Genomic DNA, 26,413 nt, shown 5'->3' with positions numbered 1-26,413 from the left:
CATGAACCGGCTGCTGCGCGCCTCGGCCATGGCCGCATTCACGCTGTGCGTATCCGCCGCGGCCGCCGCCGCGCCGGCCACCCGCGCCGAATGGAGCGGCGCCGCGGCGCGCCAGCTGCAACGCCACCTGACCATGCCCAAGGAAGCCGACGGCCTGCCCGGCCCGCTCAGCCTGAAACTGCGCCTCACCATCCTGCCCGACGGCGGGATAGACAAGATCGAAGTGGCCGCCAGCTCCGGCCATGCGGCAGTGGACCGCGCCGCAGCCGCCATGGTCCGGCGCGCCGGGCCGCTGCCCGCCTTCGCCGCCGACATGACCGGCGACAGGGAAATCCTGATGCTGCCGCTGCGCTTCGAACCGGAAGCGCCGCAAGAGAATCCGCCGGCCGCCGCCGCGCACCGCTACGCCGACCCGGCGCGTGGCTACGGCGTGACCGTGCCCGCCCCCTACCGCATCCTGCCCAGCGGCAGGACGGCGGAATTCGACCTGCTGGTCAGGGTGGGCGATGCCAACGGAGAGCGGTGCACCATCGGTTTCAACACCGCGCGCAAGGCGCTGACGGCCCATCCCGGCCGCGAGGCGCCGCTGTCGGCAGCCGCCCGGCTGGCCGCGGACGAAACCCTCGAAGCCGCGCAGGGCCGCGAACTGCAGGAACGCCGGACATTCGAATCGGCCGGCGCGCACGGCGTCGAATACGTGGCGCCGGCCGCGGACGCGGCGCTGCTGCGCTACACCGCCCTGCTCGACACGCCGGCCCTGCGCGTGGCGCTGGCCTGCACCGCCACGCGCGCAGCCATGCCGGCCGCCCTGGCCGACTTCCGCCGCATCCGGGACGGGATCAGCCTGGGATCGCCGGACGCGCCTTGAACCTAGCGCCCATGCCAGTAGCGCCGCCCGCGCTGGCGCTGCGTCCACACCTCCAGCCCGTCCGGCGTTGAACTCGCTATCACCGCCCCGTCGCGGTCGCTGCGCCAGAACGCCGCGCCGGCGCGCATCCAGCGCCGCTCCACCGCGCGCGCCGGATGTCCGAAGCGGTTCAGGTGGCCGGCCTGCGCGATCGCGTGGCCCGCGCCGCTGGCCTGCACCAGTTCGCGTCCCGAGGACGAGGCCGAGCCATGATGCGGAGCCAGCACCACGTCCGCGCGCCCGAGACCGTTGGCGGCCAGCGCGCGTTCCTGCGCCGTGCCCACGTCGCCGGTCAGCAACAGCGTATGGCTGTCCCCTTCGATGCGTAGCACGCAACTTTCGGCATTGGGGTTTTGCGCCACACCGGCGCCTGCGCGCGGCGGATGCAGGAACGTAAAACGCACGCCGTCGGCCTCCCAGCCCAGCCCGCTGCGGCAACGCTGCGCCTGGCGCGGCGGAGCCGGCGCGCCGGCCCGCGGCCACAGCCGGGCGTCGCGCCGCAGAAACGCTTCCAGGTCGAAGGACGCGTAGCTGCGCGCCGCCGGCACGGCCGCCAGCACCGCGCGCAAGCCGCCCACGTGGTCCATGTGGGCATGCGACAGCACCAGCACGTCCAGCCGGCGGATCGCGCGCGCCTGCAGGAACGGCGCGACCACGCGCTCGCCGGCGTCGCTGCCGCCGTAGTGGCGCGGCCCGGCGTCGAACAGCAGCGTCTGGCTGGCCGTCTCCACCACGACGGCGCCGCCCTGTCCCACGTCCAGCGCGCTCATGCGCCAGTGGCCGGGCTCGGGCCTGTCGGGACGCCAGCACAGCAGCGGCAGCATGCACAGCCATCCCAGCCGCCGCCCCGGCCAGCCGGGCGCCTGCAGCGCCCAGGCCATGCCCGCCACCGCCAGCGCCAGCCACGGCCACGGGGCCGCTCCCACCGCCACGCTGGACCACTCGGCCGCGGCCACCCAGCCGACCGGCGCCATGGTCGCGTCGAACGCCGCCAGCCCCGCGCGTCCGGCCAGCGCGGCCAGGGCCTGGGCGCCCGGCAGCGCCGACAGCGCCGCGCACAGCAAGGCTAGCGGCGTCACCACGAAGGTCACCACCGGGATCGCCACCGCGTTGGCCAGCGGCGATCCCACGGACACCTGATGCACCAGATAGGCCAGCAGCGGCGTGAGCCCCACGGTGATCGTCAACTGCAGGCGCGCCGCCTGCGCCAGCCGCGCCGTCCATCGCGCCCGCCAGCCCGCCTGCGCATCGCGCGGCGCCTGGGCGACCCGCAGCAGCACGGCCACCGCCCCGAACGACAGCCAGAAGCCCGGCGCCATCGGCGCCCACGGGTCCAGCGCGGCCACCACCGCGGCCGCGCCCGCCAGCACCCGGTCGGCCGACAGCGGCAGCCGCGACACCGAAGCCGCCAGGGCCACGGACAGCATGAAGAAAGTGCGCCGCGCCGGCACGCCCCAGCCCGCCAGCAGGCAATACAGCAGCGCGACCGCCGCGGCGGCCGCGCCGCCGGCCACACGCGCCGGCGCGTACTCCGCCAGCCCCACGCCGCGCCATCGTCCCCGCCGCCACAGCGCCGCCGCCAGCAGGCCCGCCAGCCCCGCGATCGAGGTGACGTGCATACCGCTGATGGACACCAGATGGGTAATGCCGCTGCGGCTGAACACCTGCCAGTCCTCGCGCGCCACGCCGGCCTGGTCGCCGATCGCCAGCGCGATCAGCACCGGCGCATAGCGGTGCGCTCCCAACGCGGCGCGCAGCCCCTGCCGCACGTGATGGCGCGCCCGCTCCAGCGCCACGCCGGCCGTCGCCCAGGGCCGGTCCGCCAGCAGCCTCGGCCGCCCGCGCACCTTGCCCAGCGCCCGCACGCCGCGCGCGAACAAGCGACCCTCGGCATCCGGCCCCGCCGGATTCAGCGCCCCATGCGGACGCCGCAGCACCAGCGCCATGCGCCACACCTGCCCCGGCGCCAGCGCCGGCAGCCCACCCGCCGGCGCCGGCCAGCTCACCAGGATGCGCGACGGAATCCCCGCCGCCGCCGGCTCGGCCAGCTCCGCCAGGAAGCGCAGTTCCTTGTCATCGCCGTCGGGCAACCCGGCCACTCGCAGCACCACGCGCGATACCGCGTTTTGGTGCACCTGCGCCAGTTCATCGTCGAGCCGCCGTTGCGCCTGCACGCCGGCATTGAGCAGCCCCACGCACAGCCCCAGGGCCGCGGCCGCGCAGTTGCGTGGGCCCGCAAGGCGCAAGCGCAGCCCGGCAAACAGCGCCAACGCGGCGCCGGCGGCCAGCAGCCAGGCCGCGCCGGCCCCGGGCAGGCGCGGCAGAACCTGCACCAGCCCCGAGCCGGCGACCAATGCGATGCAGAAAATGCGGCCCGTGATATGCGCCTCCCGAAACGGGACAGCGTAGGCGGCCGCGATGGCCCTGCGGCGTCGCGCGTGGCGGTTTTGGCCGCCCCGGCCCGCCGCAACTCAGCCCTTCACCGGATTGCCGGCATACGCGCCGACCACGTCGATGAACCGCCTGAGCAGCGCCGACTTGTTGTCCGCGCGCCAGACCAGTTCCCAGTGCTGCACCACGTCCAGGTCCGGCAGTTCCATGAAGGCGACCGAATCCGGCGCGGCGCGCGTGGCGGAGTCGGGCAGCACGGTGCAGCCCATGCCGGCGGCGACCAGGGTGAGCATGGAGGCCACGTCCACGCCCTGCACCGCGGCCCGCGGCACGAAACCGGCCTTGAAGAAGCAGTGGATCAGCTTGTCGTGCCAGACCGGCGCGGCGTTGCGCGGCAGCCAGATGAAGTCCACCGCGTTGAGGTCGCGCAGCGAGGCGGGCGGGCCGCCTTCCCATCGCCAGTCGGCGGGATAGGCCAGCAGCATTTTCTCGGAATAGATGGGGATGCCCTCGAACGCGGGGTCGTCCGGCGGGCGGAACAGGGTGAAGCCGGCGTCCAGCCTGCCGGTGGGCAGCCACTCGAGCTGGGTGTCGGACAGCAGGTGGCTCAGCGTCAACGAGACGCCCGGCGCCTCGTGCCGGAAGATGCGCAGCACTTCGGTCAGCAACGGACGCAGGGTCAGCATGACCGGCAAGGCGATGGACAGGTGGCCGATTTCGCCGCGTCCCACGCGCTGGGCGCGTTCGACGGTGGCCGCGGCGTCGCCCAGCAGCCGGTTGGCGTCCACCAATAGCTGCTTGCCGACTTCGGTCAGGCGCACGCCGCGGGCGCTGCGCTCGAATACGGTCGCGCCCAGTTCTTCCTCCAGCGCCTGGATCTGCCGGGTCAGCGCGGGCTGGGCGATGTAGACGGCCTGGGCCGCCAGGCTGATGCTGCCGTGCTGTGCAACCGCAACGAAGTAGCGCAACTGCCGCAGATCCATGGTTATACCTTTACGGCATGGGGAACATAGGTAACAAGCATTTTACGGCATGGCCTGCGCTTCCTACCATCCAGCGGTGTCCATGCTTTCCATCAAGAGTATCCATGCCCATGCCACAGAAAATCCCGCAGTTGCTGCCCTCGGAGATCGATGCCTACCGGAAAATCCGGCGCGACCTCCATGCCCATCCCGAACTGGGTTTCGAAGAACACCGGACGGCCGAAGTGGTCCGTACGGAGCTGCGCCGGCTGTCCATCGAACACCGCACGGGAGTCGGCGGCACCGGCGTGGTCGGCATGATCCAGGGACGCGGAACGGCCTGCGGGCGCGCGATCGGACTGCGCGCCGACATGGACGCGCTGCCCATGGATGAATGCACGCGGCTGGACTACGCCTCGCGTCACGCAGGCAGAATGCACGCCTGCGGCCATGACGGGCACGTCGCCATGCTGTTGGCCGCCGCCGCTTATCTGCAGCGCACGCGGGCCTTCGACGGCGTGGTCTATCTGATTTTTCAACCTGCGGAGGAGGGATTGAATGGGGGATTGGAGATGGTCAGGGATGGCCTGTTCGAGCGGTTTCCGATGCAGGAGGTCTATGCCCTGCACAACTGGCCCGCGCTTGCGCTGGGATCGGTGTCGGTTCCGGTCGGGCCGGCCATGGCCGCGTCCGACCGCATCACCATCCGGATCAAGGGCAAGGGCGGCCACGGCGGCCTGGCGCCGCAGCGCGCGCTGGACCCCATCCTGATGGCGGGCCACGTCATCGTGGCGGCGCACTCCATCGTCAGCCGCAACCTGGACCCGCTGGAGGCCGGCGTGCTCAGCCTGTGCGGCATCGCCGGCGGCAGCCTGGCGGGCTTCAACGTGATCCCGGACGAGGTGGTGCTGACCGGCACCGCGCGCTCGCTTCAGCCCGAAGTGCGCAGCATCATCGAGACGCGGCTGCGGGCCACGGTCGAGCACGTGGTGCAGGGCCTGGGCGGCACGGCGACGCTGGAATACGAGCCCAACGTGCCGGCGACCGTCAACACCGAAGCCCAGGCCCTGCTGGCGCGGCGGGCGGCGGCCGACGTCGTGGGCGAGGACAACGTGGTGCGCCGTCCGCTGCCCAGCCTGGGCGGGGAGGATTTTTCCTTCATGCTGCAGCAACGCCCGGGCGCCTACATCCATCTGGGCACGGGAGACCCGGACCATCGCCACGGACTGCACAACTCGAATTTCGATTTCAACGACGCCGCGCTCCCCATCGGGGCCGCGGTCCTATCCCGTATCGCTGAACTGGGACTGCCGCTGCATAACAACGCATAAGCGGCGGCCGGGAGGAGACAGACTATGAAACAGACGAAAAAAGCGGCCCCTCGATGGCTGCAACTGACCGCCGCCATTCTGGGCAATGCGCTGGAATGGTATGACTTCGGCGTGTTCGCCGCGCTGGCCTTCATCATCGCCAAGGTGTTCTTCCCCGCCGCGGGCGAACACACCGCGCTGCTGCTGACCCTGGCGACTTTCGGCGTGGGCTTCGTGACCCGGCCCATCGGCGGGATCGCCATCGGCATCTATGCCGACCGGCGCGGGCGCAAGGCCGCGCTGCAACTGATCATCGCGCTGATGACGGTGTCGCTGCTCATCATGGTGTTCACGCCCTCTTACGCCACCATCGGCATCGCCGCGCCCATCCTGATCGTGATCGCGCGCCTGATGCAGGGCATCGCCACCGGCGGGGAATTCGCCTCGTCCACGGCCTACCTGGTGGAGGCGGCGCCGCCGGGCAAGAAAGGCGTGTACGGCGCCTGGCAGATGTTCGGCCAAAACCTCGCCAACCTGGCCGGCGCGGCCACCGGCTTCCTGCTGACCTCGCTGTTCACCGAAGAGCAGCTGATCGAAGGCATGTGGCGCGTGCCGTTCGTGATCGGCCTGCTGATCGCGCCGCTGGGCTGGTGGATACGGCGCTATCTGGACGAGCCCGAGGAATCCGAACTCGCCATGCGCAAGGGCGAGAAAGTCAGCCTGGCCGCGATGTTCAACCGCTACCCGCGCTCGATCGCCGCCACGCTGTGCCTGACCACCTGCGCCACCGCGTCGGTCTACACCTTCATCATCTACCTGCCGACCTTCGTCACGCGCCAGTTCAACTTCGCCCTGCACGACGCCTTCACGGCGCAGTCCATCGGGCTGCTGGCCCTGATCGTCGCGATTCCGCTGGCCGGCGCGCTGTCCGACCGCTACGGGCGCAGGCCCGTGATGCTGGCGTTCCTGCTGCCCTACGCCCTGTTGATGTACCCGCTGTTTTCCTGGGTGCAGTCGGCGCCCACGCTGGCCAACCTGACCGTCGCCTTCACCGCGCTCAGCATTCTGCTCGGCGGATTCCTGGGGCCGTTCGCGACCGCGCTGGGCGAGCAGTTCCCGACCAATGTGCGCTCGGCGGGGCTGGCGGTCTGCTACAACATCGCGGTGATGGTGTTCGGCGGCTTCGGACAGTTCATCGTCACCTGGCTGATCCAGACCACCGGCGTGACGCTCGCGCCCGTCTTCTACAGCCTGGCCGGCGGCGTGGTCGGGGTGATCGGCTGCATGCTGAGCCAGCCTTCCCGCCACGCGGCGCCAGGCCAGCCGGTGCTGCGCGACAGGCTGGCCTGATAACATACGGCGCATCAACCCGGGGAGTCTGCGTCGACGGGCCGCGCCAGGCCCGCCACGCGCGGCGCCCCGTCCAACCCGATCCAGATGCCAGACCGCTCCCCCACCCTCGCCGCCCAGGCCCGGCTGTCGCACGACCTGCTCCAGGCCGTGCGCCGCGATGCGCCGCTGGTGCAGTGCCTGACCAATTTCGTTTCCATGAACTATGCCGCCAACGCGCTGCTGGCCATCGGCGCTTCGCCCGCCATGGTGCACGCCGCCGAAGAGGCGCCGGAATTCGCCCGCCTGAGCGGCGCGGTGGTGATCAATATCGGCACGCTGTCGGCGCCCTGGCTGGACAGCATGCTGCTGACCGCCGGGTCGGCCGGCCGCGCCGGCACGCCCTGGGTGCTGGACCCGGTGGCGCATCACGCCACCGCCTTCCGCCGCGACGCGGTGGCGCGGCTGCTGGACCTGCGCCCCGCCGTCATCCGCGGCAACGCCTCGGAAATCATCGCGCTGGCCGGCGGCCAGAGCGCCGGCAAGGGCGTGGATGCGCGCGACGCCGTCGCGCAAGCGGAGGAATCGGCGCGCGCCCTCGCCGCCGCCCGCCAGACGGTGGTGGCCGTCACCGGCGAAACCGATTACGTCACGGACGGCAGCCGCGCGCTGCGCATTACCGGCGGCTCGCCCTGGATGCCGCGCGTCACGGCCACGGGCTGCGCGCTGACGGCGGTGGTCGGCGCGTTCGCGGCGGTGTCGCGGGACGATCCGTACGCCGCCGCGGTGGCGGCCCTGTCATGCTTCGGCATCGCCGGCGCCAGCACGCACGACCAGGCGCAAGGCCCCGGATCGTACGCATGGCGCTTCCTGGACGCGCTGGCGGCCCTGGATGCCGACAGCCTGGTCCGGGCTTCGCCGCTGCGCGCCTAGGGCCTGTTCACATCCGGTACTGCAGACTCAGCATCGCGTTGCGCGGCGCGCCCGGCATGTTCAGGTTCGGGCTGGTCCCGTGCGCCGACACGATATAGCCGGCGTCGAACAGGTTGTACACGTTCAGCTGCACCGCATACGGCCCCTTGCGCCACCATGCGGCGACGTCGGCGGTCACATAGCCGGGCAGCCTGACGGTGTTGCCCGGGTTCGCGTAGCGCGCGCCCACCAGGTTCAGGCCCGCGCCGGCGCCGAAGCCGTCTCCCAGGTCCTTGGTGACCCAGATGTTGCCGGCATGGCGCGGCGTCAGCGTGGCGCGCTTGCCTTCCACGTTCCTGCCGGCGTCCTTGGCGATCGATTCGGTGACGCGGGCATCCAGGTAGGCATAACCCATCATCGCGCGCCAGCCGTCGCCCAGGTCGCCCGACAGCGTCCATTCGGCGCCGTCGGTGCGTTGCGTTCCGACCGGCACCAGTGAGTTGGTGACCGGATCGTTGACCTTGATGTCGGTGCGCTCCAGGCGGAAGATGGACACCGTGGTCGACAGCTTGCCGTCCAGGAAGTCGTACTTGGCGCCGATTTCGTAGTTGGTGGTTTTCTCGGGCGCCAGGTCGGCGTTGCTCGCGGCCAGCGAGAATGCTTCGCCGGAAGGCTGGTACGACTGGCTCCACGAAACGTAATACGACTGCTTGGCGTCGGGCTGGTACACCAGGCCCAGGCGCGGACTCCAGTTGGAATCGGTGCGCGACAGCCTGGCGCCGCTGCGGCGGTCCTCGGTCTTCTGCTCGAAGCGGTCATGGCGCACGCCGCCCAGCATCTTCCAATGCTCGCCCAGCGACACCATGTCCTGGACGTACAGACCCAGGGTATTGAAACGGCCCAGGTTGTCGGCGCTGGGCCGTCCCCCCACCTGCATGGGCAGCGTGGGCAGCACCGGATCGAACAGGTCGACCGTGGCCACGTTGTTGGCCGAATAGTTCACCAGGTCCTTGTTCTGCTGCCCGACCTCCACGCCGTACAGGATCTCGTGCGAGACCGAACCCCATTGCGCGCGCTGCGTCAGCTCGGTCTGGTTGGTCCAGCCGTGCTCCTCGCGTCGCACGTTCGAACGGTTCAGCGTCACGGTTTGCGCGGCCTCGTTCACCACGCCCGGCAGCGTGTTGTTGCGGTTCAGCGTGTAGTGGTAGTAGCGGGTGGCGTTGCGCAGCGACCAGGTGCCGTTGAAGCGGTGGTTCAGCGTGCCGGCGTAGGACTGCACGCGCGCCTGCGTGTAGTCCACGTCGCGCGCGTTCTCGGCGCCGTAGTAGGTGGACGGGTCCACGTCCACCGGCCGGCCGTGATAGGCGGGAATGCCGAAGTCCGTGACGCGGCGGTCTTCCAGGAATTCGGTCTGGATCAGGAAGGTCGTGTCCTCGCCCAGGCGCAGCATGGCCGACGGCGCGATGGCCTTGCGGTCCAGGAACTGCTTGTCGCGGTAGCTGTCGCCCTTCTCGACCGCGCCGGTCAGCCGCCACGCCATGCTGCCGCTCTCGGTCGCGCGGCCCAGGTCCAGCTCCAGGCGGCGGTCGTTCCATGAACCGTAGCTCAGGCCCAGCTGGGTGATGTCCTCGCCGGGCTTCTTGGTGATGCGGTTGATCAGGCCGCCGGAGGACCCCCGGCCGTACAGCACCGCGGCCGGGCCCTTGATGACGTCGACGCGCTCGACGTTGGAAAGATCGCGATAGTACAGCGCGTCGTCCCGGAAGCCGTCGACGTACTGGTCGGCGATGGCGGTGAAGCCGCGGATCGACACCTGGTCGCGCTGCCCGTCGCCCGACGAAAAGCTGACCCCCGGCACGTTCTTCAGCGCGTCCTGCAAGGAATTGGCGTGCTGGTCGCGCATGACCTGCGCGGGCACCACGTTGACGGTCTGCGGGATGTCGCGCAGGGGCGCGTCGATCTTGGTGGCGCTGGACGAGTCCGGCGGGTTATAGCTCTGCGACGTATCGTCTATGCCGTAGACGCTGACGGCGGGCAAGGTGGCGGCAGAGGTTTCGCTCTGGGTCTGGGCCAGGCCGGACAGCGGCGCAATGGCGAGCAATGCTGCGGAGATCGAGCGAGTGGGATGCATGACCGTGCTGCGTTATCGGGTTGGGGATAAAACGGTCCGGCATTATTCTGCAAATGCGAATCTGTCGCAATATTTTTATCATTTGCTCATAGATCCGTGGTTCCGCATACAAGTTGCGGCCTATTCCCCCTGCGGCTGGCGGTAGTAGACGCAGATGCGCCTGCCGCCGATTTCATGCACCTCGATGGGTAATTCATACAGTTCGCTCAGCACCTCGGCCCGCACCAGCTCGGACGGCGCGCCCTGGCAGGCGATGCGGCCCGCCCGCATGGCGACGATGCGGTCGGCGTAGGTGGAGGCGAAGTTGATGTCGTGCAGCACCAGCACCACGGTCTTGCCCAGTTCGTCGGCCGCCCGGCGCAAGGTGCCCATCATGGCGACGGCATGCTTCATGTCCAGGCTGTTGAGCGGCTCGTCCAGCAGGACGTAGCGCGTGTCCTGGCACAGGACCATGGCGACGAAGGCGCGCTGGCGCTGGCCGCCAGACATTTCGTCCAGGTAGCGCCCGGCCAGCGGCTCCAGGTTCAGGTAGGCGATGGCCCGGTCGATGTGTTCCTTGTCGGCCAGCGTCAGGCGCCCGCCGCTGTGCGGATAGCGGCCGAACGCCACCAGGTCCCTCACCGTCAGCCGCAGCGGCAGATGGTTGTCCTGGCGCAGGATGGACAGGCGGCGGGCCAGTTCACGGCTGTCGGCGCGGGTCACGTCCAGGCCATCGACCGACACCGAACCCGCGGACATCGGCAGCAGCCGGCTGACCATGGAAAGCAGCGTCGACTTGCCGGCCCCGTTGGGGCCGATGATGGCGGTCACGCCGCCGGCCGGCAGCGACAGGGACACGCCGTCGACCACCACGCTGTCGCCGTATTGCTTGCTGACTTGCTGGATCTCTATCATCGGCGCCCCCTGCGCAGGATCAGGACGAGGAACATCACGCCGCCCACGAATTCAATGACCACGCTGACCGTGGTGTTCAACTGCAGCACGCGCTCGAGCAGCGTCTGGCCGCCCACCAGGAAAATCACGCTCAGCAGCGTCGCGGCGGGAATGGTATGGCGGTGCCGGTCCGAGCCCATGGCCTGGTAGGCCAGGTTGCTGACCAGCAGCCCGAAGAAGGTCACCGGGCCGACCAGCGCGGTGGACACCGACACCAGCACGGCGATGGCCGCCAGCGTCTGCAGCAGCGTGCGGCGGTAGTCCACGCCCAGGTTGACGGCGATCTCGCGGCCCAGCGCCAGCACGTCGTAGCGGTGCCGCATGCGCCACACCAGCAGCGAGGCCGCGCACACGGCGGCCAGCGCGATCGGCAGCAGGCCCACGCGCACGCTGTTGAAGCTGGCGAACATGCGGTCCTGCAGCACCAGGAATTCGTTGGGGTCGATCAGCCGCACCACGAAACTGGACAGGCTGCGAAACAGCAGCCCGAAGATGATGCCCACCAGCATCATCAGGTGCAGGCTGCGCACGCCGTCGGCGAACAGCCAGCGAAACAGCAGGCAGGCGAACGCCGTCATCACGCCCACCTCCAGCAGGAAGGCCGCCACGGGATGCTCGACGCTGGCTGCCGCCTGCCCGAAGCCGAACACCACCACCGCCTGGATCAGCAGGTACAGGGCGTCGAAGCCCATGATGGCCGGCGTCAGGATGCGGTTGTGCGTGATGGTCTGGAACAGCACGGACGACAGCGCCACGGCATAGGCCACCAGCAGCATGGCCGCCAGCTTGGCGCCGCGAAACGGAATCACGAACGACCACTGCCCGTTGGCGCCCAGGGTCATGAAGGCGGCCACGCAGGCCAGCGCGGCGATGCCGAGCAGGCCCAGCCGCCAGGTTTGCGCGCGCATCGCCGGCGCCCGGATGACGGTCTCAGCCAAGGCGGGTCCTCCGCACGCGCAGCAGGCCGAGGAACAGGATGCTGCCCAGCACCCCGACCACCGTGCCGATGGGAATCTCGTACGGGTGGATCACCAGCCGGCCGATGATGTCGCAGGCCAGCACGAAGATGCCGCCCAGCGCGGCCACCCACGGAATGGAGCGGCGCATGTTGTCGCCCAGCAGCAGGCTGACGGCGTTGGGCACGATCAGGCCCAGAAAGGGAATGGCGCCGGCCGTCACCACCACCACGGCGGAAATCGCCGACACGATGAGCAGGCCCGCCAGCGTCAGGCGCGCGTGGTTCAGGCCCAGGTTCGAGGCGAACTCGCGGCCCATGCCGGCCACCGTGTAGCGGTCGGCCGCCGCATAGGCGGCGCAGGCCAGCGCGAAGCCTACCCACAGCAGCTCGTAGCGCCCGCGCAGCACGCCGGAGAAATCGCCGGTGGTCCAGGCATGCAGCGATTGCAGCAGATCGTAGCGGTAGGCGACGAAGGTGGTCGCCGCCTGGATCACGCCGCCCAGGATCAGCCCGATCAGCGGCACGATGAACGGCGTGCGCAGCGGCACGCGGCGCAGCAGCGCCAGGAACAGCAGGGTTCCGGCCAGGGCGAAGCCCGTGGCCGTGAGCATCTTGCCGATCACCGGCGTGTCCGGCGCCAGCAGCGTGATGACCAGTATCCCCAGCGTGGCGGATTCGACGGTGCCGGCGGTCGAAGGTTCGACATAGCGGTTGCGCACCAGCATCTGCATGATCAGGCCGGCCACCGCCAGCGACATGCCGGCCAGCAGCAGCGCCAGCGTGCGCGGCACCCGGCTGACCAGCAACAGGCGCCAGGCGCGCTGGGCGTCGTCATCGCTCCATAACGCGCCCCAGGACCACTGGCCCGCGCCCAGGCTGATGCTGGCCGCGCACAGCAGCAACAGCAACGCCATCACCGCCGCCAGACCGCCCCAACCGCGCATCGACCGCCGCCAACCCACCTGCCCGACTCCTGCTCCCGACATGCGGCGCTACTTGGCCGCCGCCAGCGCGCCCGCGATTTCGTCGACGCTCTGCTGCATGGCCGTCAGGCCGGCGCTGCCCATCAGATACCAGTTGTAGCCGTTCAGGTACACCACGCGCTTGTGCTTCCAGGCCTTGGTCTGGCGCACCAGTTCATTGTCCAGCATGCGCTGGGCCGACACGCCTTCGCGGCCGATGGCGGCGTCGCGGTCGATCACGAACAGCCAGTCGGGATCGGTCTGCGCGATGAACTCGAAGGAAATGGCCTGGCCGTGGTTGGACACGCTCAGGCCGGTGGTGGCCGGCTTGATGCCGAAGGCGTCGTGGATCACGCCGAAGCGCGAGCCGGGGCCGTAGGCGCTCATCTTGCCGCCCGTGGTCAGCACGATCAGCGCCGTGCCCGCGCCGCCGGCCCGCTCGCGCAGGGCCGAGATCGACGCGTTCAAGGCGTCGAGCTTGCCGCGCGCGACGTCCTCCTTGCCGTAGATGGCCGCCAGCGTGTGCGTGTTGCGCGTGACGCTGCCGACCAGGTCCTTGGCGTCGACGGTCAGGTCGACGGTGGGCGCCAGCCTGGCCAGTTCGTCGTACTTGGGCGCGGAGCGGCCCGCCACGAAGATCACCTGCGGCGCGGCCGCGTGGATCACCTCGTAGTTGGGCTCGAACATCGTGCCTACCTTGAGGTAGCGTTTGTCGGCGTACTGCGCGAGCTGCGGCGGCAGCTTGGCCACGCTGGGCAGGCCTGCGACTTCCACGCCCAGCGCGTTCAGGGTGTCCAGCACCGCCAGGTCCATCACTACCGTCTTGGACGGATTGGCCGGCACCGCGGTCTCGCCGCGCGCGTGCTTGACCGGCACCGTGGCCTGCGCCGCGCACACGGCGGCCGTGGCGCCCAGCGCCAGCGCGGTTGCGGCGCGGGCCAGCCAGTGGCGGGCGCGGCCCATTCGTATCTGCTTTTTCATGCGTACCTCTTCATGTGGCGGGCGCCACGCGCCCTGCTGTCTCAGAACTTCACGCCCATGCCCAGCCAGTAGCGGCGGCCGTCCTCGACATAGCCGTAGTCGTCGTAGGCGACCTGCTTGTCGAACAGGTTGTAGATGCCGGCGTACACCGACACGGTCTTGTTGAGCTGGTAGGAACCGCCCAGGTCCACGAAGGTGTAGGACGGCGCCACCAGCGACGACGAGGACGGGCCGGTGATGGGCTGGCTTTCCTTGCCGCGGTAGTTCAGCCGCGCCCAGGCCTGCAGCGCGTCCGACGGCTGCCAGTTCACCGTGGTGGTGAACAGGTGCTTGGGCAGCTGGTTCAGCGGCTGGCCCTGGTACTGGCCCGACTTCTGCTCCGACTTGGTGTAGGTGTAGCTGCTGGTCATCGACCAGGCCTGCGACAGCGCGAACTGCATGCTGGCTTCCACGCCGCGCGAGTTGGCCTTGTCCACGTTCATGTAGGTGGTGGGGTCCGAGCCGAACTGGTTGGGACCGTCGGTGCACTGGGTGGCCGGGCACGCGACGCGGGTGATCTTGTCCTTGAAGTCGTTGTTGAACAGCGTCAGGCCGGCGTTGAAGCCTTCGCCGTCGTCATACAGGATGCCGATTTCCTCGGTCACCGACTTCTCCGGCGTCAGGTCCGGATTGCCGTACATATTGCCGCCGCGGCTGACCTGGCCCCAGCCGGCCACCGTCTGGCGCAGGTCGGGCGCGCGGAAACCCGTGGACACGCCGCCCTTGAGGGTCCAGCGCTCGGCCATGTGCCAGACGCCGTACAGGCGCGGGCTGAAGTGCGTGCCGAAGTTCTCGTCCTCGTCCATGCGCAGGCCGGTGGTCAGGGCGAAGCGCTCGGTCAGGCGCCATTCGTCCTCGGCGAACAGGGCCCACTGGTAGCGCTCGACCTTGTTCGGACCGCCGGCCAGCTGGTTGCCGGTCTGGTCGTTCAGGCGCTGATTCAGGTAGCTGCCGCCCAGGGTCAGCATGTGCGAGCCCAGCGGCAGCGTCCAGCTGGTCTGCAGGTCCAGATTCTTGATCTTCATCTGGCGCGAGCGGTTGTCGAACTCTTCCTGCTGCACATAGCTGTCGGACACGCCCCAGCCCCAGCGCCCGGTGTGCGACAGCGCCCATTTGTTGCTGCGGTAATCGGTCTCGGACGACGCCGGGCAGCCATTGCGCGAGCACGCCTCGCCCGGCGCCAGCGGCGCGACGGTCTTGCCCAGCGTTTCCTGCAGCTTCTGCCGCATGGTGGTCGCTTCCAGCACGATGTCGTGGTCGCGGTTGGGCGTGAGCGCCAGCTTGGCGGTCACGCTCTCGGCGTTGCGCTTGCGAAAGCCGTCGACGATGTCGTCCTCGTCGCGCTGCGTGGCCTGGCCGTAGATCTGCAGGCCCAGCAGGTCGGTCTTGATCGGGCCGGCCAGGTAGAAGTTGCCCTGGTAGATGTCGCCCGACTTGCTGCTTTCCTGGATCGTGGTGTCCAGGCGGATCTCGCCGCCCCAGGCTTCGGGCACTTTGCGGGTGATGATGTTGATCACCCCGCCCATGGCGTCCGAGCCGTACAGCGAGGACATGGGGCCGCGCACGACCTCGATGCGCTCGATGGCCGACAGCGGCGGCGTCCAGCCGCCCTCCACGCCCGTCGAATCCGAGTTGGTGCGGGTCTCGCGGGAGTTCTGGCGCTTGCCGTCGATCAGGATCAGCGTGTACTTCGGGCCCATGCCGCGCAGGCTGATGTCCTGGCGGTCGCCGCCGCCGGTGACGATGACGCCGGGCACTTCGACCAGCGCGTCGTTCAGGTCGCGGTAGAACTTCTTGTCCAGGTCCTCGCGGGTGATGACGCTGATCGAAGCCGGCGCGTCCTGGATCTGCTGCTCGTAGCCCGAGGCGGTGACCACCACCGTGTCCAGCGTCTTGGCGGTTTCATCGCTCTGCGCCCATGCCGGCGCCGCCCCGAAACCCGCCGCGCACAGGGCCGCCGCCAGCCGTGTGCGCGAGCCCGTTGCGCGCCTGGCGCCGGCCAGTTCTTTGCTGCTCATGATCTTCGATTTCTCCCGTCCCGGGCGCCGCGCCACCCCGCGTGCCGCGTCCCGCCCGCTTCCAATTTATGAATGAAAACTATTCTCATATTAGAATTGGAGCTGGCGGACAGCGGCAACACGCTTTCCGCAACTTTTATCTTCTTTGCACTTCTTGACGCATGCCTTTTTTCCATACCCCGGCGCCGCGCCGCATCCTGCTGATCGACGACGACGTCGAACTGGCGCAGATGCTGCGCGAATACCTGGAATCCGCTCATTGCCGGCTCACGCTCGCGCACACGGGCGCGCACGGGCTGGACCTGCTGGCGCAGGACGATTTCGACCTGGTGCTGCTGGACCTGATGCTGCCCGACGGCAACGGCCTGGACCTGCTCAAGCAATACCGGCAGCGCTCGCGCCGCCCGGTCATCATGTTCACCGCCCACGGCGGCGAAACCGATCGCGTGCTGGGCCTGGAGTTCGGCGCCGACGACTACCTGGCCAAACCCTTCAGCCCGCGCGAGCTCAAGGCCCGCATCACGGCGGTGCAGCGGCGCTTCGAAGAACTGCCGCAGGCCCCGTCCGCCCCCCTGGCGCTGGGCGACCTGTCGCTGGACCCGGCCAGCGGGCTCGCGCGGCTGGGCGACGAAGCAATCGCGCTGACCGGCGCCGAGCAGCGCATCCTGGAGATCCTGATGCGCACGCCCGGGCAGGTGGTCGCGCGCGAGCAGATCGGCCAGTACGCGCTGGGCCGCAAGCCCGACCGCTACGACCGCAGCATCGACACCCACATCAGCGCGCTGCGCAGGAAGCTGAGCCTGGACAACGGCGCGGCCGCGCTCTCCATCCGCAATCTGCGCGGCCTGGGCTACGTGCTCACCGGCGGCGCCTGATGGCCTGGCTGCCCGCCCGCTCGCTGTTCTGGCGCGCCTTCCTGACCTTCTGGAGCGCCATGGCCATCATCATGGTCTGCGCCATGATGCTCACGGCCGCGGTGGCCTGGTACCGCTTCAACTCGCTGGACGGCCTGAATCCCGCCAGCCTCACGCACGACGCCGAGCAGATCGCGCGCCTTCAGGGCAAGCAAGGCCTCAAGCGCTGGGTGCAGGCCATGGACCAGCGCTACACCGCCCTCAAGATCTACATCGTGGACGCGCGCGACGCCGACATCCTGGGCCGCCGCCTGCCCGCCCGCGTGCACGACTGGCTGGGCGCGTACCGCGCGGCGCCCGAGCGTGCGCAGGTGGACTACCCGCCGCCCGATCCGGCCAGCGAGCGGGTGTCCTGGTGGGACCCGCAGCTGCTGACGCTGCCGGACGGCTCGCGGCTGCTGATGCGCTTCCTGCCCTTCGATTCCTCGCGCTGGGAAGTGCTGGCGCTGTCGCCGGTGGCGCTGGCGCTGCTGTTGTTCGCGCTGGCCGTGACCGCGCCGTTGTGCTGGGCCCTGACCCGCCACGTCGCCGCGCCGCTGGCGCAGCTGCGCCAGGCCACGCAGTCGCTGTCGGCCGGCCGGCTCGACGCCCACACGCCCGCCAGGCTGGCGCGCCGCCGCGACGAACTGGGCCTGCTCGCGCGCGACTTCAACGCCATGGCGGACCGCCTGAAGGCGCTGGTCGATACCCGCGAACAACTGCTGCACAACATCGCCCACGAACTGCGCTCGCCGCTGGCGCGGCTGCGGCTGGCGGCCGAGCTGGCTCGCCGCAAGGACGAACGCCAGGACCTGCAGCTCGACCGCATCGAACACGAGTGCGAGCGGCTGGACGCGCTGATCGGCAACACGCTGCGGCTGGCGCGGCTGGGCGCCCTGCCCGCGCCGTCCGACACGGTGGATCTGGCCGAGATCGTGTCCGGGGTGGTCGAGGACGCGCGCTACGAGGCCGGCGGCCGCCAGGTCGGCATCGTCTGGGACGGGCATCCGCCGGTCGCGCTCATCGGCGAGCGCTGCAGCCTGGCCAGCGCCATCGAGAACGTGCTGCGCAACGCCCTGCGCTTCGCCCCCGCGCACAGCGCCATACGCGTGCGGCTGCAGGCTGGCGCGCGCGAGGCCTGCCTGGAGATCGAGGACCGGGGGCCGGGCGTGGCGCCCGAGGAACTGGAGTCGCTGTTCGAGCCCTTCTATCGCACGCCTTCGGGCGCGCGCAAGCCGGGCAGCGGCGCCGGCCTGGGGCTGTCCATCGCGCAGGCCGCGATCGCCGCGCACCGGGGCCGCATATCGGCTCGCAATCTTTCGCCGCGGGGGTTGAGCGTGCGCATGGAACTGCCGCTGCCGCCGGCCTGAAGCCGCCGCTCAGTCGGCGTCGGCCAGGATGGCGGCGGGCAGCCGCGGCAGCACCCGCAAGGCGTTGGCGGTGGTGGCGTGCGCCACCTGGGCCGTGGTCAGCCCGCGCAGTTCCGCCAGGACCTGCGCGATGCGCGCCAGCTCCGACGGCCGGTTGCGGCGCTGGGGCGGATGCAGCCAGGCCGGCGGGATGTCCGGCGCGTCGGTTTCCAGCACCAGGTGCGCCAGATCGACCTCGACGGCGTGGCGGCGGATCTGCAGCGCGCGCTCATAGGTCATGGCCCCGCCCAGCCCCAGCGCGAATCCCTGGTCGATAAAAGCCTGCGCCTGCTGGGCGCTGCCGTTGAAAGCGTGGGCGATGCCGCCGATGCGCGGATGGCGGCGCAGGTACTTCAGCAGGATGTCCTGCGACTTGCGCACGTGCAGCAGCACCGGCAGGCCGAATTCGGCCGCCATCGCCAGCTGCGCCGCGTAAAAGCGCTCCTGGCGCGCGCGCGGTTCGCCGCTGGCGATCTCGGGCACGAAGAAATCCAGGCCGATCTCGCCGATGGCGACGAAGCGCGGGTCGCCCAGCGACTGCCTGACGGCCGCGCGCAGCGCGTCCAGGTCGGCGTCGTCGGCGCGCTGCACATAGAGGGGATGGATGCCCAGCGCGTAGGCGCCGCCCGCCGTCCGGCCGGCCAGTTCGCGCACCACCGGGAAATTGGCGCGTTCGACCGCCGGGATCACGATGGACTGGACCCCGACTTCGCGGGCCTCGTCGGCGACCTGCTCGCGGTCGGCGTCGAACTCCGCGGCGTCCAGGTGGCAATGGGTGTCGATCAGCATGGGCGCGGCCTCCTTGCGCCGATTATCCGCCCGTCCCGCTCAACCCGAAACCAGGCGGCCGTTTTCCATGAGAAGCTGGCGGTCGGCGCGGGCGGCCAGTTCCGGATCGTGCGTGACGATGGCGAACGCCGTGCCCGATTCCCGGTTCACCCGGGTCAGCAGCTCGAACATATTGTGCGCGGTGTGGCGGTCCAGGTTGCCGGTGGGCTCGTCGGCCAGCACGCAGACCGGCCGGGTCACTAGCGCGCGCGCCAGCGCCACGCGCTGGCGTTCGCCGCCGGACAACTGCCCCGGGAAATGCCCTTCGCGCGCGGCCAGGCCCACCAGGCCCAGCACTTCGCGCGCCGCCTCGCGCGCCCGCTCGCGGTTTTCGCGGCGCACGATCAGCGGCATCGCCACGTTGTCCAGCGCCGAGAATTCCGGCAGCAGGTGGTGGAACTGGTAGACGAAGCCCAGGCTGCGGTTGCGCACCGCGCTCTTGCGGCTCTCGGACAGCCCGATGGCGAGCTGGCCGTCGACCGACACCGAGCCGCTGGTCGGCACGTCCAGCAGGCCCAGGATGTGCAGCAGCGTGCTCTTGCCCGAGCCCGAGGCGCCGACGATGGCGACCATCTCGCCGCGCGCCACCGACAGGCTGACGTTGCTCAGCACCTCGATGCGCGCCGGGCCTTCGTCGTAGATCTTGACGATGTTCTCGGCCTGCAGCGCCGGGGTCGTGTTCTCGGTCCGGATATCAGTCATGGCGCAGCACCTGGGCGGGTTGCAGGCGCGAGGCGCGCCAGCTGGGATACAGGGTCGCCAGCAGCGACAGCACCAGGGAGGTCACGCCTATGGTCACGATGTCGCCCACCTGCGGGTCCGAGGGCAAGGCGCTGATGAAATAGATCTCGCGCGGCAGGAAATGCACGCCCAGCAGGCGCTCGATGAAAGGCACGATCACGTCGACGTTATAGGCGATGACGATGCCGCCTGCCACGCCCAGCAGCGTGCCGATCACGCCGATCAGCGCCCCCTGCACCAGGAAGATGCGGGCGATCTCGCGCGGCCCGGCGCCCAGCGTGCGCAGGATGGCGATGTCGGACTGCTTGTCCTTCACGGCCATGACCAGCGAAGACAGCAGGTTGAACGCGGCCACCGCCACGATCAGCGCCAGGATCAGGAACATCATGCGCTTTTCGGTCTTGACGGCGGCGAACCAGGTGCGGTTGTTGCGCGACCAGTCGCTGGCCATCACGTAGGGCGGCAGCACCTTCTGCAGCTCGGCCGCCACTTCCGGCGCGCGCTGCATGTCGGCCACGCGCAGGCGCACGCCGGCCGTGCCGCTTTCGCGGAACACGCGGGCGGCGTCCTCGTCGTCGACGAAGGCCAGCGAGGAATCGTATTCGTAATGGCCCGAAGAGAACACGCCGACCACGGTGAACTGCCGCATGCGCGGCGTGAAGCCCGCCGGGCTGATCGACCCCTGCGGCGCCATCATCAGCAGCGTGTCGCCCAGCTTCACGCCCATGCCGTCGGCCAGTTCATTGCCGAGCACCACGCCGAAGCTGCCCGGCTTCAAGTCGGTAAGCCTGCCCGACACCATCTGCCTGGGCAGGTCCGAGACCTTGCCCTCGGCCTGCGGATCGATGCCGCGCACCTGCACGCCGCGCAAGGCCTGCCCGCGCACCAGCATGCCCTGCGCCGCGACGAACGGCGCGCCGGCCTTGACCTCGCTGTTCTTCTCGGCCGCCGAGGCGAACTGCTGCCATTGCTCCAGCACCCGCTCCGGCACCGCGCCGGGTATATAGAGTTCGATGTGCGGCAGCACCGACAGCATGCGGTCGCGCACTTCCTTCTGGAAACCGTTCATGACCGAAAGCACCACGATCAGGGCGGCGACGCCCAGCGCGATGCCGGCCATGGAACTGGCGGCGATGAATGAAATGAAGCGATCGCGGCGGCCGCGTCGCTGGCGGATTCGGGCCAGCCCGGCGTAGCGGGCGCCTATCCAGAGTTCGTAAGGTATTTTCAGCACGTGCGCATTATGGCATTAACGGGGCGAGGCGCCGTCGCGCGAAACGGGTTGTATCCGTTCCGGTCCCGGGCATGGCCTTACAATCCCCCACACCATGCTGATTGTTCTACCGGGCGCCCTGCCCGCCTTATCCGTGGCCGGCGAGCTGGCCAAGCTGTTGCCCGAACGCGCACCCACCCTGCACGCCTGGCTGCAGGCCGGCAACGCCCGGCCCCAGGCCTACGACGTGCGCGCCCACGGCTGCACGGCGTTCGAGTCCTGGCGGCTGGCCCGCGCCGGCTACACGCCCGGGGCCGGCCTGCTGCAAAGCGCCGGCCTGGGCCCGCTGCTGGCTGGCGGCCAGGCGCAAGGCGGCGAACCCGTCTGGCTGGCCGAGCTGGTCCATCTGGCCCTGGGCACCGACCAGGCCACCCTGCTGGACCCCGGCCTGATGGACCTGCGCGCCGAGGAAACCGCCGCCCTGCTGGAGACGGCCCGCCCGCTCTTCCAGGACACGGGCTTCACGGTCGAAGCGCTTGCGCCCGAGCGCTGGCGCCTGCGCCTGCCCGGCGATCTGCGTCCCCAGACCGCCAGCCCGCTGGCGGTGGCCGGGCAGCGCCTGAACGACTGGTGGCGCCAGGACGCGCAGACCCGTCCCTGGCGCCGGCTGCTCAATGAAATACAGATGGCCTGGCACGATCACCCGGTCAACGATGCGCGCGCGGCCCGCGGCCTGCCGCCGGTCAACGGGCTCTGGCTGTACGGCGGCGGATCGCCCTGGACGGCCGCGGCGCCCGGCGCCGAACGCGTATACACCGGGCTGGACGCCGCGCAGCGCGGCGGCGACTGGGCCGCCTGGCTCGACGCCCTGGCGGCGCTGGACGCGCAGCATCTGCGTCCGCTGGCCGGCAAGCACGGCCTGCCCGACCAGCCCGCCGAACTGCTGCTGCTGGGCGATGACCGCCAGGTCACCCTTACCCTGAAACCGCGCGGGGGCCTGCTCGGCTTGCTGCCCGCGCCCAAGAAAAACTGGAGCGCCTGGTGGTCACACCCCGCCTGACTGTCCGCCCGTCCGACCTGGACGCCTGCCGCGTCCTCGAAGCCTCGGGCATCCATCCGCTGCTGGCCCGCCTGTGGGCCGCGCGCGGCGTCACCCATCCCGACCAGACCCGGCTGGCCTGGCCTTCGCTGCTGCCGCCGGCCGGCCTGACCCATTCGGCCCACGCGGCCGGCGTGCTGGCCGACGCGATCCAGGCCGGCAAGAAGCTGCTGATCGTGGCCGACTACGACTGCGACGGCGCCACCGCCTGCGCGGTCGGCCTGCGCGCCCTGTCGGCCATGGGCGCCGATGTGGACTTCCTGGTCCCCAACCGTTTCGAGACCGGCTACGGCCTGTCGCCGGCCGTGGTGGAACTGGCCTGCCGCCACCGCGCCGGCAAGCCCGACATCATCATCACCGTGGACAACGGCATCGCCAGCGTGGACGGCGTGGCCGCGGCCAACGCCGCCGGCATCGGCGTGGTCATCACCGACCACCACCTGCCCGGCGACACCCTGCCGCAGGCCCTGGCCATCGTGAACCCCAACCAGCCCGGCTGCGGCTTTCCGTCCAAGAACCTGGCAGGCGTGGGCGTGATCTTCTACATGATGCTGGCGCTGCGCGCCGAGCTGCGCCGCCGCGGCGTGTACGCGCCCGACGGCGGCCCGCGCCTGGACGCGCTGTCCGATCTGGTGGCGCTGGGCACGGTGGCCGACGTGGTCAAGCTCGACGCCAACAACCGCCTGCTGGTCACCCAGGGCCTGCAACGCATGCGCGCCGGACGCCTGCAACCCGGGCTGCGCGCGCTGTTCGCCGTGGCCGGGCGCGAGCCGCGCAGCGCCAACGGCTTCGACCTGGGCTTCGCGCTCGGGCCGCGCATCAACGCCGCCGGCCGGCTGGCCGACATGAGCCTGGGCATCGCCTGCCTGACCACCGACGACGAGGCCCAGGCGCTGGAGATGGCGCGCGAGCTGGACAACATCAACCGCGAACGCCGCACGATCGAGGCCGAGATGCGCGAACAGGCGCTTGCCGCCATGGAAGCGCCCGAGGCGGCCGCCGGCGCCACCGTCTGCGTGTTCGACCCGGGCTGGCACCAGGGCGTCGTGGGCCTGGTGGCCTCGCGCCTGAAGGAAAAATTCTGGCGCCCCACCCTGGCCTTCGCGCCGGCCGGCGACGACGAGATCCGCGGCTCCGGCCGCTCGATCCCGGACGTGCACCTGCGCGACGCGCTCGACCTGGTGTCCAAGCGCCACCCCGACCTGATCCGCAAATTCGGCGGCCACGCCATGGCGGCCGGCCTGACCCTGGCCAAATCCGACTTCGCCGCCTTCGCCCCGGCCTTCGACGCCGCGGTGCGCGAACTCACCGGCCGCGACACGTTCGAACCCGTGATCGAAACCGACGGCTCCCTGGAATCGGGCTACGCCAACGCCGACGTGGCCGGCATGCTGCAGCAGCAGGTCTGGGGCGCGGGCTTCGCCGCCCCCCTGTTCCTGGATGAGTTCGTGGTGCGCAACCAGCGCCTGGTCGGCGAGAAACACCTCAAGCTGTCGCTGGAACGCGGCCACCAGCGCTTCGACGCCATCTGGTTCGGCCACGACCAGTCCCTGCCCGAACGCATCCAGGCCGCCTACCGCCTGGAACAGAATGTCTGGAACGGGATGGTGTCGGTGCAACTGGTCATCGAACACGCTGGGTAGAGGCCCACCCCCGAAGCGCCTGCGGCGCTTCCCCCTCAAGGGGGCGCCACTGCGGACCGGCGAAGCCGGCTCCGCGTGGCCCGGCTCTGCGGGACCGGCATCCACACTCACCCTACCTGTTCACCAGCCTCGCCGGCTGCGCCAGGGCCACCAACGCTCCCACCACCAGGCAGCCCGACAGCATATAAAGCCCGGTGTTGGTGGTCCCGGTCAGGTCCTTCAGCCACCCCACCAGATAAGGGCTGACGAAGCCGGCCAGATTGCCCACCGAGTTGATCAGCGCAATCCCGGCCGCCGCCGCGGTGCCGCCCAGCAAGGCGGTGGGCAGGCTCCAGAACAGCGGCAGCACGGTGCAGATGCCGATGTTGGCCACGGTCAGGGCCACGATGGCCAGGGCCGTGTTGCCGCTCCACAGCGCCGACAGCAGCAGGCCGACCGCGCCGAACAGCGCCGGCAGCGCGACGTGCCAGCGGCGTTCGCGGTGGCGGTCGGAGTTGCGCGAGATCAGGATCATGCCGATCACGGCGAACAGGTTGGGCACCGCCGTCAGCAGGCCGATCGCCAGCGGGCTCTGCACGCCGCTGCCCTTGATCAGCGTAGGCATCCAGAAGCCGACGCCGTACAGCCCCATGACGAAGGAAAAATAGATCAGCGCCATGGCCCAGACGCGCGGCCGGGTGAGCGCGGCGCGGATCGGCGGGTCCTCTTTCTGCTGTTCCTCGGCGGCGATGTTGCGGATCAGCACGGCCTTTTCGCTGGCGGTCAGCCACTTGGCGCGGTTGATACGGTCGTCCAGGTAGATCAGCACCAGCACGCCGATCACGACCGAGGGTATGCCTTCCAGCAGGAACAGCCATTGCCAGCCCGACAGGCCGTGGTCGCCGTGGAAGGTGCCCATGATCCAGCCCGAGATCGGGCCGCCGATCAGCCCGGACATGGGCACCGCGGTCATGAAGAAGGTGGTGATGCGTCCGCGGCGCGCCGCCGGATACCAGTAGGTCAGGTACAGGATGATGCCGGGAAAGAAACCGGCCTCGGCCGCGCCCAGCAGGAAGCGCAGCGCGTAGAACATGTGCACGCTGGTCACGAACATCATGCAGGCCGAGATGATGCCCCAGGTGATCATGATCCGCGCGATCCAGACGCGCGCGCCCACCTTGTGCAGGATGATGTTGCTGGGAATCTCGAACAGGAAGTAGCCGATGAAGAAAATGCCCGCGCCCAACCCGTACACCGTCTCGCTGAATTGCAGCTCCTGCAGCATCTGCAGCTTGGCGAATCCCACGTTGACCCGGTCCAGGTAGGCCACCACATAGCAGACCACCAGCAGCGGCACCAGCCGCCAGCCGACCTTGCGGTAAATCCTGTCCTCCTCCGTCGCCGGGATCGCCGGCGAGACCCCGGGGGCCATCGCATTTTCCATCTTTGTCTCCATTCCTCTGACGGGATGGGCCGACTTCCGGCCGGCCGCTACCCGCAGCCTAGAGCCGCAGAGTTGACAAAAAACTGAACAACTTTGGACGGCCGGAAATCGCCGGCCACAGATCCGTCCCCCACCCCGCCGAGATCGCCCCACGCGGCGCTGCCAAGCGCGCTAAAATGCCAGGTTTCGCACAAAAGTCATCAAGACAGGATCAATCATGGAAGCCGAACGTCAGAACCAGCTCGCAGCCCGCCTCGCCGACTACGCGGAGCGCGAACAGGCTCTACGGAGGTATCTTTGACTACGATGCCAAATCCGAACGCCTGCAAGTCGTAAACGCCGAGCTCGAAGACCCGGCGGTCTGGAATGACCCCAAGCACGCCCAGGACCTGGGCCGCGAGAAGAAATCCCTCGAAGACGTGGTCGAGACGCTGACGGCGCTGGGCTCCGGCCTGGCGGACTCGAACGAGCTGTTCGAGCTGGCCGCCGCCGATGACGACGACGCCACGCTGGAATCCATCGAGCAGGACGCCGACGCCTTCCAGGAAAAGCTGGAAGCGCTGGAATTCCGCCGCATGTTCTCCAACCCGGCCGACCCGCTGAACTGCTTCCTGGACATCCAGGCCGGCGCCGGCGGCACGGAAGCGCAGGACTGGGCCTCCATGCTGCTGCGCCAGTACCTCAAATACGCCGAACGCAAGGGCTTCAAGGCCGAGGTGCTGGAAGAATCCGAAGGCGAAGTCGCCGGCATCAAGTCCGCCACCATCAAGCTCGAAGGCGAGTACGCCTTCGGCTACCTGCGCACCGAAACCGGCGTGCACCGCCTGGTGCGCAAGAGCCCGTTCGACTCCTCGGGCGGACGCCACACCTCGTTCGCCAGCGTGTTCGTCTACCCCGAGGTCGACGATTCCTTCGAAGTCGAAGTGAACCCCGCCGACCTGCGCGTGGACACCTACCGCGCCAGCGGCGCGGGCGGCCAGCACATCAACAAGACCGACTCGGCGGTGCGCCTGACCCACATGCCCACCGGCATCGTGGTGCAGTGCCAGAACGACCGTTCCCAGCACCGCAACCGCGCCGAAGCCATGCAGATGCTGAAGTCCAAGCTCTACGAGCTGGAAATGCGCAACCGCATGGCCGAGCAGCAGAAACTGGAAGACTCCAAGACCGACGTGGGCTGGGGCCACCAGATCCGCTCGTACGTGCTGGACCAGAGCCGCATCAAGGACCTGCGCACCAACGTCGAAATCTCCAACACCCAGAAGGTGCTGGACGGCGACCTGGACCCGTTCATCCAGGCCAGCCTGAAGCAAGGCATCTGAGTTTCGCGA

Annotated in this window: 21 protein-coding genes; 9 read left to right on the top strand and 12 right to left on the bottom strand. The window is 69.7% G+C overall.

Annotated elements, in window-relative coordinates:
- Position 1 precedes the first annotated feature (1 nt).
- Positions 2 to 868, top strand: coding sequence for a TonB family protein (locus AC1M14_RS10980; RefSeq protein ID WP_479731560.1), 867 nt, complete (start codon positions 2 to 4; stop codon positions 866 to 868).
- Positions 869 to 870: 2 nt separating this feature from the next.
- Here the strand turns inward: AC1M14_RS10980 and AC1M14_RS10975 are convergent, their stop codons facing one another.
- Complete coding sequence (locus AC1M14_RS10975) at positions 871 to 3,231, bottom strand: DNA internalization-related competence protein ComEC/Rec2 (RefSeq protein WP_479731796.1); 2,361 nt, start codon at positions 3,229 to 3,231, stop codon at positions 871 to 873.
- A gap of 147 nt (positions 3,232 to 3,378) precedes the next feature.
- Complete coding sequence (locus AC1M14_RS10970; protein ID WP_102772055.1) at positions 3,379 to 4,281, bottom strand: LysR family transcriptional regulator; 903 nt, start codon at positions 4,279 to 4,281, stop codon at positions 3,379 to 3,381.
- Between the two features lie 110 nt (positions 4,282 to 4,391).
- Between AC1M14_RS10970 and AC1M14_RS10965 the strand changes: the two genes are divergently transcribed.
- The 3 genes from AC1M14_RS10965 to thiM all read left to right on the top strand — a co-directional run bounded on the left by AC1M14_RS10965 (position 4,392) and on the right by thiM (position 7,832).
- Positions 4,392 to 5,591 carry an amidohydrolase gene (locus tag AC1M14_RS10965; protein ID WP_479731559.1) on the top strand — a complete coding sequence of 400 codons (1,200 nt, stop codon included), beginning with the start codon at positions 4,392 to 4,394 and terminating at the stop codon, positions 5,589 to 5,591.
- A 24-nt stretch (positions 5,592 to 5,615) separates the two neighbouring features.
- Entirely contained in the window at positions 5,616 to 6,920 is a 1,305-nt protein-coding gene (locus AC1M14_RS10960) for an MFS transporter (RefSeq protein ID WP_102772057.1), read from the top strand.
- An 87-nt stretch (positions 6,921 to 7,007) separates the two neighbouring features.
- Positions 7,008 to 7,832, top strand: a complete 825-nt coding sequence (thiM, locus tag AC1M14_RS10955) for a hydroxyethylthiazole kinase (RefSeq protein WP_479731558.1) — start codon at positions 7,008 to 7,010, stop codon at positions 7,830 to 7,832.
- Positions 7,833 to 7,839: 7 nt separating this feature from the next.
- Here thiM and AC1M14_RS10950 read toward each other — a convergent pair whose 3' ends face one another.
- The 6 genes from AC1M14_RS10950 to AC1M14_RS10925 form a co-directional block, all read right to left on the bottom strand.
- Positions 7,840 to 9,942: a TonB-dependent receptor gene (locus tag AC1M14_RS10950; RefSeq protein ID WP_479731557.1), complete on the bottom strand. Its 2,103-nt coding sequence runs from the start codon at positions 9,940 to 9,942 to the stop codon at positions 7,840 to 7,842.
- 120 nt (positions 9,943 to 10,062) lie between these two features.
- Entirely contained in the window at positions 10,063 to 10,836 is a 774-nt protein-coding gene (locus tag AC1M14_RS10945) for an iron ABC transporter ATP-binding protein (protein ID WP_479731556.1), read from the bottom strand.
- On the bottom strand, positions 10,833 to 11,813 hold the full coding sequence (locus AC1M14_RS10940; protein WP_479731555.1) for an iron chelate uptake ABC transporter family permease subunit: 981 nt from the start codon (positions 11,811 to 11,813) through the stop codon (positions 10,833 to 10,835). Before AC1M14_RS10940 ends, AC1M14_RS10945 begins: the two co-directional genes overlap by 4 nt.
- On the bottom strand, positions 11,806 to 12,777 hold the full coding sequence (locus tag AC1M14_RS10935; RefSeq protein WP_479731554.1) for an ABC transporter permease: 972 nt from the start codon (positions 12,775 to 12,777) through the stop codon (positions 11,806 to 11,808). The genes AC1M14_RS10940 and AC1M14_RS10935 overlap by 8 nt, the downstream gene beginning before the upstream one ends.
- A 48-nt stretch (positions 12,778 to 12,825) precedes the next feature.
- Positions 12,826 to 13,776, bottom strand: a complete 951-nt coding sequence (locus tag AC1M14_RS10930) for a siderophore ABC transporter substrate-binding protein (protein ID WP_209165932.1) — start codon at positions 13,774 to 13,776, stop codon at positions 12,826 to 12,828.
- Positions 13,777 to 13,817: 41 nt separating this feature from the next.
- The gene (locus AC1M14_RS10925; RefSeq protein ID WP_102772063.1) at positions 13,818 to 15,833 is read right to left on the bottom strand and encodes a ligand-gated channel protein; all 2,016 of its coding nucleotides are present in this window, start codon (positions 15,831 to 15,833) and stop codon (positions 13,818 to 13,820) included.
- A 161-nt stretch (positions 15,834 to 15,994) separates the two neighbouring features.
- Here AC1M14_RS10925 and AC1M14_RS10920 point away from each other — a divergent pair, with 161 nt between their 5' ends.
- Both AC1M14_RS10920 and AC1M14_RS10915 read left to right on the top strand, forming a co-directional pair.
- The gene (locus AC1M14_RS10920) at positions 15,995 to 16,708 is read left to right on the top strand and encodes a response regulator transcription factor (RefSeq protein WP_479731553.1); all 714 of its coding nucleotides are present in this window, start codon (positions 15,995 to 15,997) and stop codon (positions 16,706 to 16,708) included.
- Positions 16,708 to 18,096 carry a HAMP domain-containing sensor histidine kinase gene (locus AC1M14_RS10915; RefSeq protein ID WP_111824829.1) on the top strand — a complete coding sequence of 463 codons (1,389 nt, stop codon included), beginning with the start codon at positions 16,708 to 16,710 and terminating at the stop codon, positions 18,094 to 18,096. The genes AC1M14_RS10920 and AC1M14_RS10915 overlap by 1 nt, the downstream gene beginning before the upstream one ends.
- A 9-nt stretch (positions 18,097 to 18,105) precedes the next feature.
- On the opposite strand, the gene AC1M14_RS10910 is transcribed toward AC1M14_RS10915, so the two are convergent.
- Genes AC1M14_RS10910 through AC1M14_RS10900 form a run of 3 tightly spaced genes read right to left on the bottom strand, consistent with a single transcriptional unit; the run spans position 18,106 to position 20,890 of the window.
- The gene (locus AC1M14_RS10910) at positions 18,106 to 18,924 is read right to left on the bottom strand and encodes a TatD family hydrolase (RefSeq protein WP_479731552.1); all 819 of its coding nucleotides are present in this window, start codon (positions 18,922 to 18,924) and stop codon (positions 18,106 to 18,108) included.
- A gap of 39 nt (positions 18,925 to 18,963) precedes the next feature.
- Positions 18,964 to 19,665 (bottom strand): ABC transporter ATP-binding protein, encoded by a 702-nt coding sequence (locus AC1M14_RS10905; RefSeq protein WP_102772067.1) that lies wholly within the window; start codon positions 19,663 to 19,665, stop codon positions 18,964 to 18,966.
- Positions 19,658 to 20,890: a lipoprotein-releasing ABC transporter permease subunit gene (locus AC1M14_RS10900; RefSeq protein ID WP_246842419.1), complete on the bottom strand. Its 1,233-nt coding sequence runs from the start codon at positions 20,888 to 20,890 to the stop codon at positions 19,658 to 19,660. The genes AC1M14_RS10905 and AC1M14_RS10900 overlap by 8 nt, the downstream gene beginning before the upstream one ends.
- Before the next feature lie 142 nt (positions 20,891 to 21,032).
- On the opposite strand from AC1M14_RS10900, the gene AC1M14_RS10895 reads away from it, so the two are divergent.
- Entirely contained in the window at positions 21,033 to 21,977 is a 945-nt protein-coding gene (locus AC1M14_RS10895) for a hypothetical protein (protein ID WP_479731551.1), read from the top strand.
- Complete coding sequence (gene recJ / locus AC1M14_RS10890) at positions 21,959 to 23,659, top strand: single-stranded-DNA-specific exonuclease RecJ (protein WP_102772070.1); 1,701 nt, start codon at positions 21,959 to 21,961, stop codon at positions 23,657 to 23,659. The genes AC1M14_RS10895 and recJ overlap by 19 nt, the downstream gene beginning before the upstream one ends.
- 112 nt (positions 23,660 to 23,771) lie before the next feature.
- Here recJ and AC1M14_RS10885 read toward each other — a convergent pair whose 3' ends face one another.
- Positions 23,772 to 25,082 carry an MFS transporter gene (locus tag AC1M14_RS10885; RefSeq protein ID WP_479731550.1) on the bottom strand — a complete coding sequence of 437 codons (1,311 nt, stop codon included), beginning with the start codon at positions 25,080 to 25,082 and terminating at the stop codon, positions 23,772 to 23,774.
- Positions 25,083 to 25,299: 217 nt separating this feature from the next.
- Between AC1M14_RS10885 and prfB the strand changes: the two genes are divergently transcribed.
- Positions 25,300 to 26,404 (top strand): peptide chain release factor 2 gene (gene prfB / locus AC1M14_RS10880; protein WP_102772071.1). Its coding sequence is split into 2 segments (ribosomal slippage): positions 25,300 to 25,380 and positions 25,382 to 26,404, totalling 1,104 coding nucleotides; the frame shifts between segments, so codons are not numbered across the junction.
- Positions 26,405 to 26,413: the final 9 nt, after the last annotated feature.

The organism is Achromobacter sp. SX5, from assembly GCF_056711425.1.
The sequence above is the reverse complement of the archived record's forward strand: the minus strand, read 5'-3'. Positions and strand labels throughout refer to the sequence as shown.

Coding starts and splice junctions, on each gene's coding strand:
- AC1M14_RS10965 (WP_479731559.1), top strand. CDS start 4,392: ATGCCACAGAAAATCCCGCAGTTGCTGCCCTCGGAGATCGATGCCTAC.
- AC1M14_RS10980 (WP_479731560.1), top strand. CDS start 2: ATGAACCGGCTGCTGCGCGCCTCGGCCATGGCCGCATTCACGCTGTGC.
- AC1M14_RS10895 (WP_479731551.1), top strand. CDS start 21,033: ATGCTGATTGTTCTACCGGGCGCCCTGCCCGCCTTATCCGTGGCCGGC.
- AC1M14_RS10925 (WP_102772063.1), bottom strand. CDS start 15,833: ATGAGCAGCAAAGAACTGGCCGGCGCCAGGCGCGCAACGGGCTCGCGC.
- AC1M14_RS10915 (WP_111824829.1), top strand. CDS start 16,708: ATGGCCTGGCTGCCCGCCCGCTCGCTGTTCTGGCGCGCCTTCCTGACC.
- AC1M14_RS10945 (WP_479731556.1), bottom strand. CDS start 10,836: ATGATAGAGATCCAGCAAGTCAGCAAGCAATACGGCGACAGCGTGGTG.
- AC1M14_RS10950 (WP_479731557.1), bottom strand. CDS start 9,942: ATGCATCCCACTCGCTCGATCTCCGCAGCATTGCTCGCCATTGCGCCG.
- AC1M14_RS10960 (WP_102772057.1), top strand. CDS start 5,616: ATGAAACAGACGAAAAAAGCGGCCCCTCGATGGCTGCAACTGACCGCC.
- AC1M14_RS10920 (WP_479731553.1), top strand. CDS start 15,995: ATGCCTTTTTTCCATACCCCGGCGCCGCGCCGCATCCTGCTGATCGAC.
- AC1M14_RS10935 (WP_479731554.1), bottom strand. CDS start 12,777: ATGCGCGGTTGGGGCGGTCTGGCGGCGGTGATGGCGTTGCTGTTGCTG.
- thiM (WP_479731558.1), top strand. CDS start 7,008: ATGCCAGACCGCTCCCCCACCCTCGCCGCCCAGGCCCGGCTGTCGCAC.
- AC1M14_RS10970 (WP_102772055.1), bottom strand. CDS start 4,281: ATGGATCTGCGGCAGTTGCGCTACTTCGTTGCGGTTGCACAGCACGGC.
- AC1M14_RS10930 (WP_209165932.1), bottom strand. CDS start 13,776: ATGAAAAAGCAGATACGAATGGGCCGCGCCCGCCACTGGCTGGCCCGC.
- AC1M14_RS10910 (WP_479731552.1), bottom strand. CDS start 18,924: ATGCTGATCGACACCCATTGCCACCTGGACGCCGCGGAGTTCGACGCC.
- AC1M14_RS10905 (WP_102772067.1), bottom strand. CDS start 19,665: ATGACTGATATCCGGACCGAGAACACGACCCCGGCGCTGCAGGCCGAG.
- AC1M14_RS10885 (WP_479731550.1), bottom strand. CDS start 25,082: ATGGAAAATGCGATGGCCCCCGGGGTCTCGCCGGCGATCCCGGCGACG.